This is a genomic window from Giesbergeria sinuosa (assembly GCF_042652905.1).
Classification (GTDB): Bacteria; Pseudomonadota; Gammaproteobacteria; order Burkholderiales; family Burkholderiaceae_C; genus Simplicispira; species Simplicispira sinuosa.
The window spans coordinates 98,753-113,303 of record NZ_JBHSHJ010000005.1; the positions used below are offsets into that span (position 1 = coordinate 98,753).

General features: G+C 57.4%; 16 protein-coding genes, 1 pseudogene and 1 riboswitch. Of the genes and pseudogenes, 13 read left to right on the forward strand and 4 right to left on the reverse strand.

Annotation, left to right across the window (positions count from 1 at the left end; translation table 11 throughout):
• Positions 1-2: 2 nt before the first annotated feature.
• A complete protein-coding gene (locus ACFO6X_RS08370) occupies positions 3-1,073 on the reverse strand; it encodes an RNA-guided endonuclease InsQ/TnpB family protein (RefSeq protein ID WP_382431957.1) in 1,071 nt (356 codons plus the stop codon).
• 250 nt (positions 1,074-1,323) lie between these two features.
• Here ACFO6X_RS08370 and ACFO6X_RS08375 point away from each other — a divergent pair, with 250 nt between their 5' ends.
• Together ACFO6X_RS08375 and ACFO6X_RS08380 are read left to right on the forward strand one after the other, a co-directional pair.
• Positions 1,324-1,977: a PIN domain-containing protein gene (locus tag ACFO6X_RS08375; protein ID WP_382431959.1), complete on the forward strand. Its 654-nt coding sequence runs from the start codon at positions 1,324-1,326 to the stop codon at positions 1,975-1,977.
• 319 nt (positions 1,978-2,296) lie between these two features.
• Positions 2,297-2,914, forward strand: coding sequence for a hypothetical protein (locus ACFO6X_RS08380; protein WP_382431961.1), 618 nt, complete (start codon positions 2,297-2,299; stop codon positions 2,912-2,914).
• A gap of 96 nt (positions 2,915-3,010) precedes the next feature.
• On the opposite strand, the pseudogene ACFO6X_RS08385 reads toward ACFO6X_RS08380, so the two are convergent.
• The 3 genes and pseudogenes from ACFO6X_RS08385 to ACFO6X_RS08395 all read right to left on the reverse strand — a co-directional run.
• Positions 3,011-3,943, reverse strand: a pseudogene (locus tag ACFO6X_RS08385) (sigma-54 interaction domain-containing protein); the annotation flags it as partial.
• Positions 3,944-4,172: 229 nt separating this feature from the next.
• On the reverse strand, positions 4,173-4,556 hold the full coding sequence (locus ACFO6X_RS08390; protein WP_382431963.1) for a DUF2946 domain-containing protein: 384 nt from the start codon (positions 4,554-4,556) through the stop codon (positions 4,173-4,175).
• A gap of 49 nt (positions 4,557-4,605) precedes the next feature.
• The gene (locus ACFO6X_RS08395) at positions 4,606-5,982 is read right to left on the reverse strand and encodes a sigma-54 interaction domain-containing protein (RefSeq protein WP_382431964.1); all 1,377 of its coding nucleotides are present in this window, start codon (positions 5,980-5,982) and stop codon (positions 4,606-4,608) included.
• A gap of 159 nt (positions 5,983-6,141) precedes the next feature.
• On the opposite strand from ACFO6X_RS08395, the gene cydP reads away from it, so the two are divergent.
• The 11 genes from cydP (at position 6,142) to ACFO6X_RS08450 (ending at position 14,366) form a co-directional block, all read left to right on the forward strand.
• Positions 6,142-6,357 (forward strand): cytochrome oxidase putative small subunit CydP, encoded by a 216-nt coding sequence (gene cydP / locus ACFO6X_RS08400; protein WP_382431966.1) that lies wholly within the window; start codon positions 6,142-6,144, stop codon positions 6,355-6,357.
• Positions 6,357-7,922 (forward strand): cytochrome ubiquinol oxidase subunit I, encoded by a 1,566-nt coding sequence (locus tag ACFO6X_RS08405; RefSeq protein ID WP_382431968.1) that lies wholly within the window; start codon positions 6,357-6,359, stop codon positions 7,920-7,922. The genes cydP and ACFO6X_RS08405 overlap by 1 nt, the downstream gene beginning before the upstream one ends.
• 17 nt (positions 7,923-7,939) lie before the next feature.
• Positions 7,940-9,082 (forward strand): cytochrome d ubiquinol oxidase subunit II, encoded by a 1,143-nt coding sequence (gene cydB / locus ACFO6X_RS08410; RefSeq protein ID WP_382431969.1) that lies wholly within the window; start codon positions 7,940-7,942, stop codon positions 9,080-9,082.
• 27 nt (positions 9,083-9,109) lie between these two features.
• The gene (gene cydX, locus ACFO6X_RS08415) at positions 9,110-9,238 is read left to right on the forward strand and encodes a cytochrome bd-I oxidase subunit CydX (protein ID WP_382431971.1); all 129 of its coding nucleotides are present in this window, start codon (positions 9,110-9,112) and stop codon (positions 9,236-9,238) included.
• Positions 9,235-9,510 (forward strand): cyd operon YbgE family protein, encoded by a 276-nt coding sequence (locus tag ACFO6X_RS08420; RefSeq protein ID WP_382431973.1) that lies wholly within the window; start codon positions 9,235-9,237, stop codon positions 9,508-9,510. The genes cydX and ACFO6X_RS08420 overlap by 4 nt, the downstream gene beginning before the upstream one ends.
• Positions 9,511-9,613: 103 nt before the next feature.
• The gene (locus ACFO6X_RS08425) at positions 9,614-10,954 is read left to right on the forward strand and encodes an NAD(P)/FAD-dependent oxidoreductase (RefSeq protein WP_382431975.1); all 1,341 of its coding nucleotides are present in this window, start codon (positions 9,614-9,616) and stop codon (positions 10,952-10,954) included.
• A gap of 24 nt (positions 10,955-10,978) precedes the next feature.
• Positions 10,979-11,314: a hypothetical protein gene (locus ACFO6X_RS08430; RefSeq protein ID WP_382431977.1), complete on the forward strand. Its 336-nt coding sequence runs from the start codon at positions 10,979-10,981 to the stop codon at positions 11,312-11,314.
• Between the two features lie 59 nt (positions 11,315-11,373).
• On the forward strand, positions 11,374-11,730 hold the full coding sequence (locus ACFO6X_RS08435) for a zinc ribbon domain-containing protein YjdM (protein WP_382431979.1): 357 nt from the start codon (positions 11,374-11,376) through the stop codon (positions 11,728-11,730).
• Between the two features lie 108 nt (positions 11,731-11,838).
• Entirely contained in the window at positions 11,839-12,840 is a 1,002-nt protein-coding gene (locus ACFO6X_RS08440; protein ID WP_382431981.1) for an extracellular catalytic domain type 1 short-chain-length polyhydroxyalkanoate depolymerase, read from the forward strand.
• A 62-nt stretch (positions 12,841-12,902) separates the two neighbouring features.
• The gene (locus ACFO6X_RS08445) at positions 12,903-13,370 is read left to right on the forward strand and encodes a PACE efflux transporter (protein ID WP_382431983.1); all 468 of its coding nucleotides are present in this window, start codon (positions 12,903-12,905) and stop codon (positions 13,368-13,370) included.
• Between the two features lie 78 nt (positions 13,371-13,448).
• Positions 13,449-14,366: a hypothetical protein gene (locus tag ACFO6X_RS08450; protein WP_382431985.1), complete on the forward strand. Its 918-nt coding sequence runs from the start codon at positions 13,449-13,451 to the stop codon at positions 14,364-14,366.
• 81 nt (positions 14,367-14,447) lie between these two features.
• A riboswitch (S-adenosyl-L-homocysteine riboswitch) is annotated at positions 14,448-14,549 on the forward strand.
• The last annotated feature ends 2 nt before the right edge of the window (positions 14,550-14,551 follow it).

Consider the following 14,551-nt stretch of genomic DNA (forward strand, 5'->3'; position numbering starts at 1 on the left):
CCCTAAAGGACGGGGATTCCTACTGCTAGACGGCGATGCCCCGCCGCGAGAATGTTGCGTGCTGCATTCACATCGCGGTCGTGTTCCGCTGCGCAATCGCTGCACTTCCACTCTCTTATTCGCAAACCCGCTCTACCTTTCGGACTGCTGGCAGGGATGGCCCCGCAGCACGAGCAAGTCTGGGTTGTGTAGCTTTCATTCACTACTTCAAAGACGACACCGGCCTGATGGCTCTTGTATTCCAACATCGTCTTGAGCATGGCCCAGCCCGCATCCAGCGTGGACTTGGCCATCTTGGTTTTGACCAGCTTGCTGCTGGCTACGTCGCCCACGAAGATGGCAGCGTTTTGTTTCACCATTGCAGTGCTGAATTTGTGTAGCAGGTCTTTCCGCTGGTTGGCAATTTTTGCATGGATGGCCCGCACCCGCTGTTTTTTGTGTGCCCGCTGTGCGATGCCCAACCGGCATTCGAGCTTGCGGTAAAAATGCCCCTCGATGCGCTCTCCAGTCGAGGCGACCGCCGCTTCTTTCAGACCTAAGTCCATCCCCACGCTGGCTGTGCCCGCGCTGGCTTGGACTTGCACCTTCACCACCACATTCAAGTACCAGCGCCCGCGTGTATCTTGGCTGAAGCTGCCAGCGCGCAACTCGTAGTCCGCCAGACCGTAGCTGTCCCAGAGGCTCAATTTCTGTCCGGCAAAGGCGACTTGCCCTGCCTTGTACTGCAAGGCCCGTGCTTTGAAAGGAATCCAGCCCAAGCTGTATTTGCTGCTTTGGGGATTGGAGACACGCCAGCGCAGCTTGGCCTTTTTGAACTGCTTGCGGGCCTTGGCGTAGTCTTCACACACTTGCTGCACGGTGGGCGAACCGATGTGTATGCCATCGCACTTGCTGAAACCGTTGGTTAGCTTTTGCAGGTTGTAGCCCGAGAGCCATTGGTGGCGCTCACGGATGGCGCGGTGGCTGGTTTCGTTGCAAAAATTCCAGACCTGATGAACCTCACGCGCCATCAACGCCAGCACTTTGGCGTGCTTGTCTTTGATGCGCAGACGCAGGGTTTTGGTGCAGTCCATGACGTAGATTATGGATTGCAAATCCCTGCTCTCAACCCCGGACTGAACTGCGGGGCTTCCCGCGCACCGGGTGAGGGGCTCCGATCTTTGGTAGCACCCAAGAAGGCAAAGCATCTGAGAGATTCTTGGATTCCCCTCCAACAGCACCAAAGCAGGATTTGATTCGGAAAGTTGCGGCGTGTATTGTTTGAGCCCACTCTCTCCGCTACGATGGCTGTGGTTTATTGGCAATTAGGTTTTGGAGAACGCCTTGCGTATTAATTACGTTCTAATTGACTACGAAAACGTCCAAGCACAATCTTTGCATCTTCTCACAGAAGAGCATTTTAGAGTCATGGTATTTCTTGGGCCCACCAATACAAAATTGCGTGTTGATTTTGTACTTGCAATGCACCAATTGGGGTCAAGGTCTGGCTATGTGACTGTGGAAACATCGGGAACCAACGCACTAGATTTTCACATCGCCTATTATCTTGGAAACTTAGCCATTACCGATCCAAGAGCCTATTTTCATGTCATTTCCAAAGACACCGGCTTTGATCCATTAATTCAGCACCTCAAGTCGCGCAAAATTTCTTGCACTCGCTCACCTTCAATCAAAGAAATGCCATGCTTTATCGAAGCTCTCACGCCCAAAATTACAGAAATATCTACTACCACCCTACCCACACCTACCCCCCAAAAATCCATCGATTCTTATCTAAAACTAGTGGTTAACGACTTAATCAACAGAAATTCTTCAAGGCCTAAATCTACAAAATCACTAAAGAACACTATTCAATCCAAGCTGGGCAAAGATACACCCGCAGAAATCACAGAGCAGGTATATGATCTACTCATCAGCAACCACTACGCAAAGATCAATGATGAGAAGGTTTTATATACACTACCAACCCTAACCTAAGCTTTCAACCGGCTTAAATGCTAAAAAATACGATATTCAGATTAGTACATTTTATACATAACACTCCAAACCACACATCCATTCAAACATCAATCTTTACCCACATGCATCATATTTTTACAGGGCTATTAATTATTACTGCATTGATGGCGCAAGGCTTTGGATCTTCGATCGGCAGCTTTCTGCTATTCGCTCTTGGCGTTATCCTAGAATTTTGGTTCTGGATAAGAACATTCAACAAAAAATAATTCAATGATTAATAAATAATAAATACTTAACCTAAAGAATTAAAGATTCAAAAATTAAACCCAAGAACATCTTGAAAAGATTACTTTTTTTCTTAACATTGGCTGGCAGCACATCGGTCGCATACGCAAACAGCGGGTTTCCGATGATTTTTAACACGCTTCCATTCATGATTTTGGCACTGATTCCACTCATCATATCGGAAGCTGCCGTTATTCAAAAACACACCCAAGCCCCCTCCAAAACAGTGCTCAAAGCCGTTGCTGGTGCCAATTTGCTTAGCACCTTTGTTGGACTTCCCTTATCCAATGCACTGGGCCTTTTATTGACATGGGCATCGTATGCAACAGGAATCAGTTGGCATCATATTTCTAATTCCGTAGCATCCACATTGGCTAAAGCCACACTGGGGTTCTTTTGGTTTGATACATCCAGATGGTCTACTTTATTAAATGATAAAATTCCACACACCTACCAGAAGGAACCAGAATGGTATTACTATCTAGCCATAGCTTTCGCCATTTTGGTCAACTATCTTGTTTCCTGGTATATCGAGTATGCTTATCTAAAGAAACGATTGGATGCACCTCACAACGCCATCAGAAATGGTGCAATTTATGCCAACACCCTCTCTTACCTTATTATTGTTCTTATGTTACTCTTTAAGTACATCACAGATAAATATAAATAAACACCTTGCGCACTGCCGCTATGGGTGCGCGTCGGGTGGTACATAGAGCAGCACAGAACCGCCTGCCTCTTTCCTAAAAGAATTGGTAGCCCCTCTTTATCCTCCCCCTTTGAGCTGCCGCAGGCGGCGATAGAGTGAGCGTTCACTCATCCCTAGGCTGCGGGCTAAATCGGCACGGCGGCCTGGGTAATCAGCCAGCAGATGGGCCAGTGTGGCATCGTCTGGAGGTATCTTCTCCATGCCATGAGGGGCTATCAGCCCTGCCGCCGGTGCCAAGCCGCAGGCCAAGGCGGCGCGCATTTGCTCTTGTCCAATGGTATGACCATCACACAGCAAGGCAGCACGTTCGAGCAGGTTACGCAGTTCGCGCACATTGCCCGGAAAGGGCTGCGCTTGCACCAGCACCAACGCCCCAGCGGCCAGTTGAAGCTGGCGGCCCGGTGCTACCCGCTCCAGCAAGGCTTGGGCCAGCGGGGCGATGTCTTCGCGGCGCTCGCGCAGCGGCGGCAGGTGGATCGGAAAGATGCCTAGCCGGTAATACAAATCTTCACGAAAGCGCCCCTCCGTCACCATCTGGGCCAATGGCCGGTGGGTGGCCGACACCACCCGAATATCCGCATGGCGCAGTTCTGTGCTACCCACCCGGCGGTAGGTGCCGGTTTCTAACAGCCGCAGCAGTTTGACCTGTTGCGCCAGCGGGATATCGCCCACCTCGTCCAAAAACAGGGTGCCGCCGTGGGCACTTTCGACCAATCCGGGGCGGGCTTGGGTCGCGCCAGTAAACGCCCCTTTTTCATGGCCAAACAGTTCGGACTCAAACAGTGCCTCGGGCAGGCTGGAGCAATCGACGGGCACCAGCGGGCGGTGGGCACGTTGGCTGGCATGGTGCAGAGCATGGGCTACCAATTCTTTGCCCGTGCCCGATTCACCCAACAGCAACACGCTGGCCTGCGATGGGGCCACACGGTGGATCAGGTGGCACAAATGTTGAAACGCGGGCGAATGCCCCACCAGCGCCGGGTATTCGGGAGCCGTAGGCAGCGGTGGTGGGGCTATGGTGTGGAGGCAGAACATCATGTCACTCCAGACAATGAACCGGCCAACCACCCAATGGGGTGTAGCCCTAGCGTTCTTCTAAGGGGGAAGATCATCAGCTTCTCCAAAAAGGCGTGTGCAGTGCCACCTGCCGAGGTGGCAGACGAGCACAGGGGAAGGCGCCACCGCAGTGCGTGCGATGGCGTCTGGCGCAATCAACCGTTCAGGAAAAAGCAGGTGGTGCCCGCACTCGGTGGGCGCTGCGGGCGAAGTGCCCTAAGGCCGTGGTGCGATCTGGATCTAGCCTGAGCACATGGCGCGCCACGGTGAGCAAGCCCCACTGCGGCGGCTGTGAGGGCAGAGTGGGACAGTGGTGTTGCAGCAGGCAGTAGCCACAATGCACATCGGTGGCAACGTGTGTTTCAGGGGAATTGGTACTGCCAAGATTGACCGTAATGCGCTGGATACCTTGGCTATTGCACACCTCCACCACGGTGCTGGCGTTGGCTGCCAGCCCTTTGGAAATGGCAGGCGCTATCGCAGCAAAGACCATGCCCCACAGCAACCACCACACTAGCCGCTGACGCCACCCTCTCAGATGCATCATGGCCCACCATCCACACCCACACACGACCTATGGCTGCACTGGAGTGACGTTACAAGGGGCTGCATGGTAAGGATTCTATCGAGCCACAGGGAGGTCTACCGCCGTCTGTGGCTCGCCTCTTGAGCTGCTGCAAGCGGCGATAGAGTGAGCGTTCGCTCATCCCTAGGCTGCGGGCTAAATCGGCACGGCGGCCTGGGTAATCAGCCAGCAGATGGGCCAGTGTGGCGTCGTCTGGGGGTATCTTCTCCATGCCATGAGGGGCTACCTGCCCTGCCGCCGGTGCCAAGCCGCAGGCCAAGGCGGCGCGCATTTGCTCTTGTCCAATGGTATGACCATCACACAGCAAGGCAGCACGTTCGAGCAGGTTACGCAGTTCGCGCACATTGCCCGGAAAGGGCTGCGCTTGCACCAGCACCAACGCCCCAGCGGCCAGTTGAAGCTGGCGGCCCGGTGCTACCCGCTCCAGCAAGGCTTGGGCCAGCGGGGCGATGTCTTCGCGGCGCTCGCGCAGCGGCGGCAGGTGGATCGGAAAGATGCCTAGCCGGTAATACAAATCTTCACGAAAGCGCCCCTCCGTCACCATCTGGGCCAATGGCCGGTGGGTGGCCGACACCACCCGAATATCCGCATGGCGCAGTTCTGTGCTACCCACCCGGCGGTAGGTGCCGGTTTCTAACAGCCGCAGCAGTTTGACCTGTTGCGCCAGCGGGATATCGCCCACCTCGTCCAAAAACAGCGTACCGCCGTGAGCACTCTCTACCAGACCGGGGCGGGCTTGGGTCGCGCCAGTAAACGCCCCTTTTTCATGGCCAAACAGTTCGGACTCGAACAGTGCCTCGGGCAGGCTGGAGCAATCGACGGGCACCAGCGGGCGGTGGGCACGTTGGCTGGCACGGTGCAGAGCATGGGCTACCAATTCTTTGCCCGTGCCCGATTCGCCCAATAGCAACACGCTGGCCTGCGATGGGGCCACACGGGCCACCAACCCCAGCATGTGCCGAAAAGCTGGCGAACGGCCCACCAGCCCCTCGGCACTGGGCCGAGGTTGGGCCAGCGGCTGGTGGGCCATTTTCTCGATGAAAAACACCGGCCCGCTGGCCGAACCACGCACGGGCGTCAATTCAATCTGCACATATTCCTCGCCCTGCGGGGTATGGTGCAAATGCAGCACACGCTGAACCTGCCCCGACAACAGCGCCTGAGCGCGCGGACAGGTCTCGCCAGCCTGATCGCAAGGCAATGTGAAATGGTGGGACACCGCATAACACGGGCGATTGACCACTTCATCCTGCGGCCCAAATTGGCGCCGGTAGGCCGCATTGGCAGCCAAGATCAGGTACTGCTCGTCCATAAGGATATGGGGCTCGGGCAACCCCTCCAGCAGAGAAACCAGCTCGGCTGGCACAGAAGAAGGTGGCTTAGGCATGGTGCCAGCAGTTTACCCATTGACTGCCAAAAGACTGCCATTTCTCTGCCAATGGCAGTCTAGACCGCAGATTCTCCAGCCACACATAAATCTAACCCATTGAAATTAAAAGACTTTTTCTACTGATCCGAATGGCATGGGTTTTGCCTTATGCAATCCATGTCTGTTTCACCTTTGTCTTTGCAAGACCGTCGCCTGCTGCGCCAACTGGTGTGGGCAGTGGTGCTCAAGTTGATGGTGCTCACGCTGTTGTGGTGGTGCTTCATAGATGGGCAGAAGGTGGCCGTGGATGACGGCGGCATGGCCGCCCAGATATTGCAGCCGCCGCACGCCGCCCCAGCACAAGGCCATTTCCCTTCCAAGGAGTCAATCTGATGGTTTCCGAACAACTGGTGGACTTGTCGCGGCTGCAATTTGCGGCCACGGCGATGTACCACTTTCTTTTTGTGCCGCTCACTCTGGGCATGGTCTGGCTGCTGGTCATCATGGAAAGCGTCTACGTGATGACAGGCCAGATCGTCTGGAAAGACATGACCCGCTTTTGGGGCAAACTGTTTGGCATCAACTTTGCGTTGGGCGTGACCACTGGCATCACGCTGGAGTTTCAGTTTGGTACCAACTGGGCCTACTACTCGCACTATGTGGGCGACATCTTTGGTGCGCCACTGGCGATTGAGGGGTTGATGGCCTTCTTCCTCGAATCGACCATGATCGGTCTGTTCTTTTTTGGCTGGGATCGGCTCTCTAAACAGCAGCACCTGTTGGTCACGTTGCTGATGGCCGTGGGCACCAATTTGTCGGCACTGTGGATTTTGATTGCCAATGGCTGGATGCAAAACCCCGTGGGGGCCGAGTTTAGCTACCACACCATGCGCATGGAGATGGTGGATTTCTGGGCCATTGTCTTCAACCCCGATGCCCAAGCCAAGTTTGTCCATACCGTGTCTGCCGGGTATGTGACGGGGGCCATGTTTGTGCTGTCGGTGTCGAGTTGGTACCTGCTCAAGGGCCGCAATACCGAGTTTGCCAAGCGCAGTTTTCGGGTGGCCTCGGCATTTGGTTTGGCCTCGGTGCTGAGCGTGATCGTGCTGGGCGATGAGTCGGGCTATGTGGTGGGCGAGGCCCAACAGACCAAAATGGCGGCCATAGAAGCCATGTGGAAGACTGAACCCGCCCCCGCTGGTTTTAACGTCATAGCTTGGCCCAACGAAGAAAAACAAGCCAATGACTGGAGCATCCATATCCCTTGGGTCATGGGCATCATTGGCACCCGCTCGCTGGACAAAGAGATTGCGGGCATCCAAGAGATCAAAGCCAAGAACCGCGAGCGTATCTTGAGCGGCATCGAGGCCGTGGTGGCGTTAGAAGCCCTGCGCAAAAACCGCCAAGATGCGATTGCACTGGCAGTGTTTGAGCGCCACAAAGCCGATCTGGGTTTTGGCCTGCTGCTCAAAAAATATGTCACCGATGTGCGCCAAACCACGCCCGCAATGATTCAAAGCGCCGTGGACAGCACGGTGCCGCGTGTGGCCCCCATGTTCTGGGCCTTTCGCTTGATGGTGGGCCTCGGTTTTGCCATGCTGGTGCTGTTTGGCTTGGCGTTTTGGAGCACCCTGAAAACCAACGGCATGACGCAGCACCCTTGGCTGCTGAAGTGGGCCTTGTGGATGTTGCCTGCACCCTGGATTGCCTGTGAGGTGGGCTGGTTTGTAGCCGAGTATGGCCGCCAACCTTGGACGATTTACGGTGTGTTGCCCACGCACCTGAGTGTCTCCACCCTGAGTGTGGAGAGCCTGTATGGCTCGCTGGCCGGGTTCATTGGCTTCTATACCGTGCTGTTGGTGGTGGAGATGTACTTGATGGTCAAGTTTGCCCGCCAAGGGCCGGGCAGTCTGGGCACGGGCCGCTACGACCACGACGCACACCACCACCCCGCCTAAGCCCAGGAGTTGCTGCTATGTTCGATTACGAAACCCTCAAAATCATTTGGTGGCTGCTGGTGGGTGTGCTGCTGGTGGGCTTTGCCATCATGGACGGCCACGACATGGGCGTGGGCACCTTACTGCCTTTTGTAGCCCACAGCGACATTGAGCGCCGCATCGTCATTAACACCGTGGGGCCGCACTGGGACGGCAACCAAGTTTGGTTTATCACTGGGGGCGGCGCTATTTTTGCAGCCTGGCCGCTGGTCTATGCCACCGCTTTCAGTGGGTTTTACTGGGCCATGCTGGCAGTGTTGTGGGCCTTGTTCTTTCGGCCCGTAGGTTTTGACTACCGCAGCAAGATCCACCACCCGACTTGGCGCAGCATTTGGGACTGGGGCTTGTTCATTGGGGGCTTTGTGCCACCTGTAATTTTTGGCGTGGCCTTTGGCAACCTGCTGCAAGGCGTGCCATTCCATTTTGACGACAACTTGGTGTCTTACTACACCGGCTCGTTTTGGGAATTGCTCAACCCGTTTGGGCTGCTGGCAGGCGTGGTGAGTAGTGCCATGATAACTTTGCAAGGCGGCACCTATCTGGCCCACCGTACAGAAGGCACCATCCAAGCGCGCACGGTGCGCGCTACGGTGGCTGCCGCTGTGGTGATGGTGGCAGGCTTTGTAGCAGCGGGCCTGTGGCTGCAATGGGGCGGCATGGAGGGGTTTCAGATCACCTCGGTAGTCAACCCGGCAGCCCTGCCTGATCCCCTGACCAAAACTGTGGTGCGCAGTGCCGATGCGTGGTGGCTCAATTACCAGCGCGTGCCTGCCTTGTGGTTGCTGCCACTGTTGGGGGTGGCTGGTGCTTTGGCGGCGGCAGCTTTGGTGGCAGTCGGGCGCACACTGTGTGCGTTTGTGGCTTCGTCGCTGGCGGTGGTGGGAGTCATCGGCACAGCGGGGGCAGCGATGTTCCCGTTTGTCATGCCATCGTCCACCATGCCCAATGCCTCATTAACGGTGTGGGACAGTGTCTCCAGCCACCTGACGTTGGGCTTGATGCTCGGGGCCACCGTCATTTTCATGCCCCTCATCGTGCTCTATACCGGCTGGGCTTACCGGGTCATGCGTGGCAAGGTCACAGAAGCCTATATCCGTGACAACGACCACGCAGCGTATTAAAGCCACACCAACCAAGGAGAACCAACCATGTGGTACTTTGCCTGGATGCTGGGGGTCGGCTTTGCCGTGCTACTGGCGATTTTGAATGCGCTGTGGGGCGAGCATGAAGAAGGCCGTCTCCCTCCCGTGAGCCAACGTGGTGCCAACGCACCATGATCACGCCGACACCCACCCCCCAGATGCACTGGCCCTGTCTGACCATCGCCCTTTTCATTATGGTGGCTGGCAGTATCTATCCATTGCTGTTTGCCAATGCCCAGGGGCGGGCCGACCACGGCCTGGCGGTCGCCTTGTTCTGGGCCATGAGCGCCGGACTGGTGCGTGGCGTCGGGTTTATACCGAGCTGGTGGCTATGGCGCTGGCTATTTTCTGGGTGGGCGCTGATACTGGCATTAGGATTGGCTACTGCCGTGCGCGTGGGTGTCTAAAAGGCATCGGCAAGATAGCCAAAACGGCCTGCGCAGATAAAAAATGGGTGGCTTGGCGCAAGTCATGGTTGGTTCTTTGGCCACCTGATGAGGAGACAAAAGCATGCAACGCACCCCTGCCCCCTGTTTGGACGCCATGCCCTCGCGGCGCCGTTGGCTGGTGGGCTCCACCAGTGCCAGTGCTGCCTTGGCCTTTGGGTTGGGCCAGCCTGCCAACACACACGCACGGCAAAGCACCAAGGCACATATCGTGATTGCGGGCAGTGGTCTGGGAGGCTTGGCATTGGCCCACAGGCTGCTGAACTTGCTCGACGGTGCCCAAATCACCATCATTGATGCCAAAAAAGCCCACAACTACCAGCCCGGCTACACCTTGGTTGGCAGTGGCGTGTGGCCGGTCAGCAAGGTGATAGACAGCAATGCCGACTTCATGCCCACCGACGTGCGTTGGATCCAAGAAATGGTGGCCCAGTTTGACCCCACAGCCCAAACAGTGGTCACCAGCAGTGGGCAACGCATACGCTACGACTATCTGGTGGTGGCCGTAGGCACACACCAAGACTGGCAACAGATTGAAGGCATGGATGTGCGCGCCATTGGTCAGAATGGCCTGGCCAGCGTTTACCCCAGCCCCGAGGCAGCTGCAGCCACTTGGGCGGCCATGGATGCCTTTCGGCACAAGGGTGGGCAGGCGGTCATGACTTTGCCTGCTACGCCACTCAAGTGTGCCGGTGCCCCACTGAAAATGACCTTCATGGTGCGCGACCGATTGGCACAAGCAGGCACGCTGCCCCAATCACAAGTCACGTTCTACTCGGCCTTGGGCAACATTTTTGGTGTCAAGCCCGTCAATGACAACGTGCTCCAACGCTGGCAAGCCTTGGGGGTGCAGGTACAAACTACACACACCCTCAAGGCACTGGATATCGGCGCCCGCCGCGCCACCTTTGCACGCCCCGACAGCACGCTGGTGCAAGTGCCCTACGACTTTATCCATGTAGTGCCCCCCATGCGTGCGCCCGATTCCGTCAAAAACTCCGACTTGGCCTGGAAAGAAGGCCCGATGGCCGCAGGCGGCTGGCTCGAAGTGAACAAAGACACCTTGCAGCACCGGCGCTACCCCAATGTGTTTGGCTTGGGCGATATCAACGGCACCCCACGCGGCAAGACGGCGGCCACCGTGAAAAAAAGCGCCCCCATCGTGGCCCAACATCTGGTGGAAGTGATAGCAGGCAACACCCCCAGCCAGAAGTTTGATGGTTACACCTCCTGCCCCATGATCGTGCGCGAAGGCTCGGCCATGTTGATTGAGTTTGACTACGAGGGGCGGCTGGTGCCCTCCCTGCCCATGATCGAGCCCCTGCAAGAGAGCTACTTTGCCTGGCTGATGAAGGTGCGGATGCTCAAGCCCGCCTATCTGTCGGTGCTCAAGGGCCGCGTCTAAAACCCACACCACAGGAGACACACCATGTACGAAATCTGGCTGGTGATCAACATCGTGTACGAGCTGGCACTGAGCATCTGGCCAGTGGTGGCGCTGGCCCTGGCGGTTTGGCTGGTGCTGCTGGTGTGGGCCCGTCAGCATATCGGCTGGCAACAGGGGCCACGGGCAGTGGGCGTAGGTGCGGTGGTGGCGCTGCTGCTGTTTCTGACAGTGCCTACGCTCACACAATCGTCCCTGTCCAATCTGGATTACTGGGTAGACTGGGCCAACTTGTTGGCTGTGGCTCTGGGCTTGGGCACAGTGGCTGCTGTGTTTTCTTGGCCCCTGCTGGCACTGCTTAGGCCTCACCACCGCCGCTGAGTGGCAGGCCCGCTTGTGCCACACTGGCGGGCCTCTGATCACTACACCCGTGCGTATACATGCCCCACACCTTGCCCCCCTGCCCCCAATGCGGCTTAGACAACACCTATCCCGATGGCGACCACTGTGTCTGCCCCGACTGCGGTTTTGAGTGGCCTGCCAACCCCATCCCCACCGATGCCGATGAAGCCAGCAACGATGGCGTGGTGCGCGATGCCAACGGCAACCCATTGGCCGATGGCGATGCCGTTATTCTGATCAAAGATTTGAAGGTCAAAGGGGCAGGTGCCACCCTCAAAAAGGGCACCAAGATCAAAGGTATCCGCTTGGTGGATGGGGCCGATGGGCACAACGTCGATTGCAAAACCGACCTTGGCAGTCTGTTGCTCAAATCCGAGTTCCTCAAAAAAGCCTGAACCTTTCTGCGCCCATCGTCTCCTGCATGGGGACAGGGCATGTCCGTGCCCACCCTTTGCTGGTCCTGTGTTTCTGAGAATTTACGGCGGGGCTTGCCCCGAATGTCCATGAACTGGATGGACCCCTTCTCGCTGCTGTTGTCTGAATCTGCCAAGCTGGTGCGCAGCAATTTGGTGGCAGACAGCCTGCTGACCAAACCACCAGCCCCTCTGGCACCGGGGCAGTTTGGGCGCGTTGCTTTGCGCTGGCAGGGTGTGGCACACGACTACTGGCTGTTCGTGCCCCCCGCCGCCGCTGCCCACCACCCACTGCCGCTGGTACTGATGCTGCACGGCTGCCACCAAAGCCCCGAAGATTTTGCCTTGGGCACCGCCATGAATGCCGCCGCAGCCCAAGCGGGCGTGTTGGTGCTCTACCCCGCCCAGTCGCCTTGGGCCAACCCCCAAGGCTGCTGGAACTGGTTTGACCCCCAACACCAGCGCCGAGGTACGGGTGAATTGGCGCTGTTGGTGGCTCTGGTGGACGATGTAGCCGCCCACCAGCAGCCCGTGGACAGGCGGCGCATCTATGTGGCGGGGCTGTCGGCGGGTGGTGCCATGGCGGCGCTGTTGGGCAGCGAATACCCAGACCTCTTTGCTGCCGTGGGCGTGCACTCCGGTTTGCAGGCCAGAGCTGCCCGCAACATAGAAGATGCCTTGCGGGCCATGAGCCACGGCCCGCAAACCGATCCAGCCCTCCTAGACGAAGGGCCGCACTTGCCCGTGATCGTCTTTCATGGCGACTCGGACGATACCGTGCATGTGCGCAATGGCGAATACCTGGTGGATGCCGTGTTGGCCGATGCCATGCGCCGGGGCGTACCACTGCAACGGTGCGCCTGCACCGGACAATCGGCAGGCGGGCAGTCTTACACCCGTACCGTGTATTGGGAAGGCCACCACGACCAGATGCCCGACCGGGTGCTGGTGGAGCACTGGCAACTGCATGGTGCGGGTCATGCGTGGGCTGGTGGCAGCCCCGAAGGCAGCTATACCGACCCGCTGGGGGTCAACGCCTCACAAGAAATGCTGCGCTTTTTTCTGCAACACCCACGGCTGCCACCCTGCTAAGGCCACGGCAGGCCACAGGCCTTGCTCCTGCACGGATACGCCAGCCTTGGTACATTGCCACCATGCATCCCCCCGCCCTGATTCCCGGCCTGTACGGCCTGCGCCGCCGCGTCGTTTATGTCACGTTGTATGAACTGATTGCCATTGTGGCGGCCACCATCGGGCTGATGTGGCTGTCAGATCAGGGGGCCGGCCATTCGGGCGTGGTAGCGGTGCTGGCCTCGGCCATTGCCGTGCTCTGGAACCTGCTGTTCAACACCCTGTTTGAACGCTGGGAGGCTCGCCAAACAGTGCGCGGGCGCAGCCTGCGCCGACGCATGGCCCATGCCATTGGTTTTGAGGGTGGGCTGGCACTGATTTTGATACCCGTGTTTGCCTGGTGGTTCAACGTCAGCCTCTGGCAGGCCTTGGTGATGGACTTCTGGATGGTGGTGTTCTTCTTGGTTTACACCTTCTGCTTCAACTGGGTGTTTGACCGCATTTTTGGGCTACCAGCATCGGCCTGTGCTGGGCCCATGCCGCAAGCCTGACGGCTTGCCAAGCCGTACCCACTGCACTACATTGAGAGCGACACTGAACCCATTCTGGGTGTGCGGGGGTGCTCTTTCATGCAACGCAAACTTCTCCCCTTGTTGTGCTGGGTCTGCCAAGCCATAGCGCAAGACGCAGAGCCACGGGTGGTGTTGCCCCTGCCCGCCTCGCAGGCACTGGTACACCAGCCGGGTTACCAAAGCGATTGCAAATTGAGCGGCAACTTGTGGATGCGTTCTGCTCCATGGGCAGGGCGGGGGCATCTGGTCTTGCAGGGGGCGCTGCATGAGTACCACGGTATGCCCATCTACACCATCCGCCACCAAGACAAAGACGGTGTGGGCTTGGTTGTCCAATACCAGCTCAAAGAGGATCGGGTTCGTTTCGACCGCATCTATGGTGTACGATTTTCGAGCGATGGGCATTTTCTGGATGTTCGTGCCATCCAGTTCGAGTCTGGTGACGATATAGGCACAGAAAACATCGTTTGGCGCAGCGATGAGGTGCGCCTCTTGAACAGCAAAGAGCGAGAAAATCTGCTGGAGATGATCAAGTTTTTGAGCCTAGGCCAAGTAGATGTTCTGACCGAGCGCAATGCTTGGCTGCATGTGTACCACCATGCAGGCGAGAGCCAATTCAAGGCCGAGACCTCCTGCAAATTGTCTAACCCAGACAAGAAAACCGAGCAAGATCCAGAGCAGGTGACTGGCCGGTTTTCGCTGCGGTCTGAAAGCGTAGGGTTGGTGCGTCTCCAAGGGCGCACCGCTGTGCTTACCCGGCTTCAATCGGTGTGCAATGTGCGCAACGGCGACCTGCTCCAAGAAACACGGGGCTGGATTGCCCGTGATTTGGTCTCTGGTCATCTAGTGGCTGGGTCTGTCGAGGTAGAGGACAGCAGTGGCAACCACTATGGCAGCAAATCCTTGGGCAAATTCCAGGTGCGTGGCCGCTGCACCATCAGTAGTCCCCCCAGCAATGGCACCACTGCACCCTGAGTGGTCTGTTGAATCACCAAGAATTTCTGCGTGGGGCCATGCCACCAGCGCAAAGCAAAAGCCACCCCGCTAAAATCGCCCGCGCCCAAGGAGCGTTGCAACGGCCAGCCACTCGGCGCCGTCAGGCTTGGGCACGCTGCTACTTACTGCCCACACCCTCTCCGGCAACCACGCTCGCCTGTTCC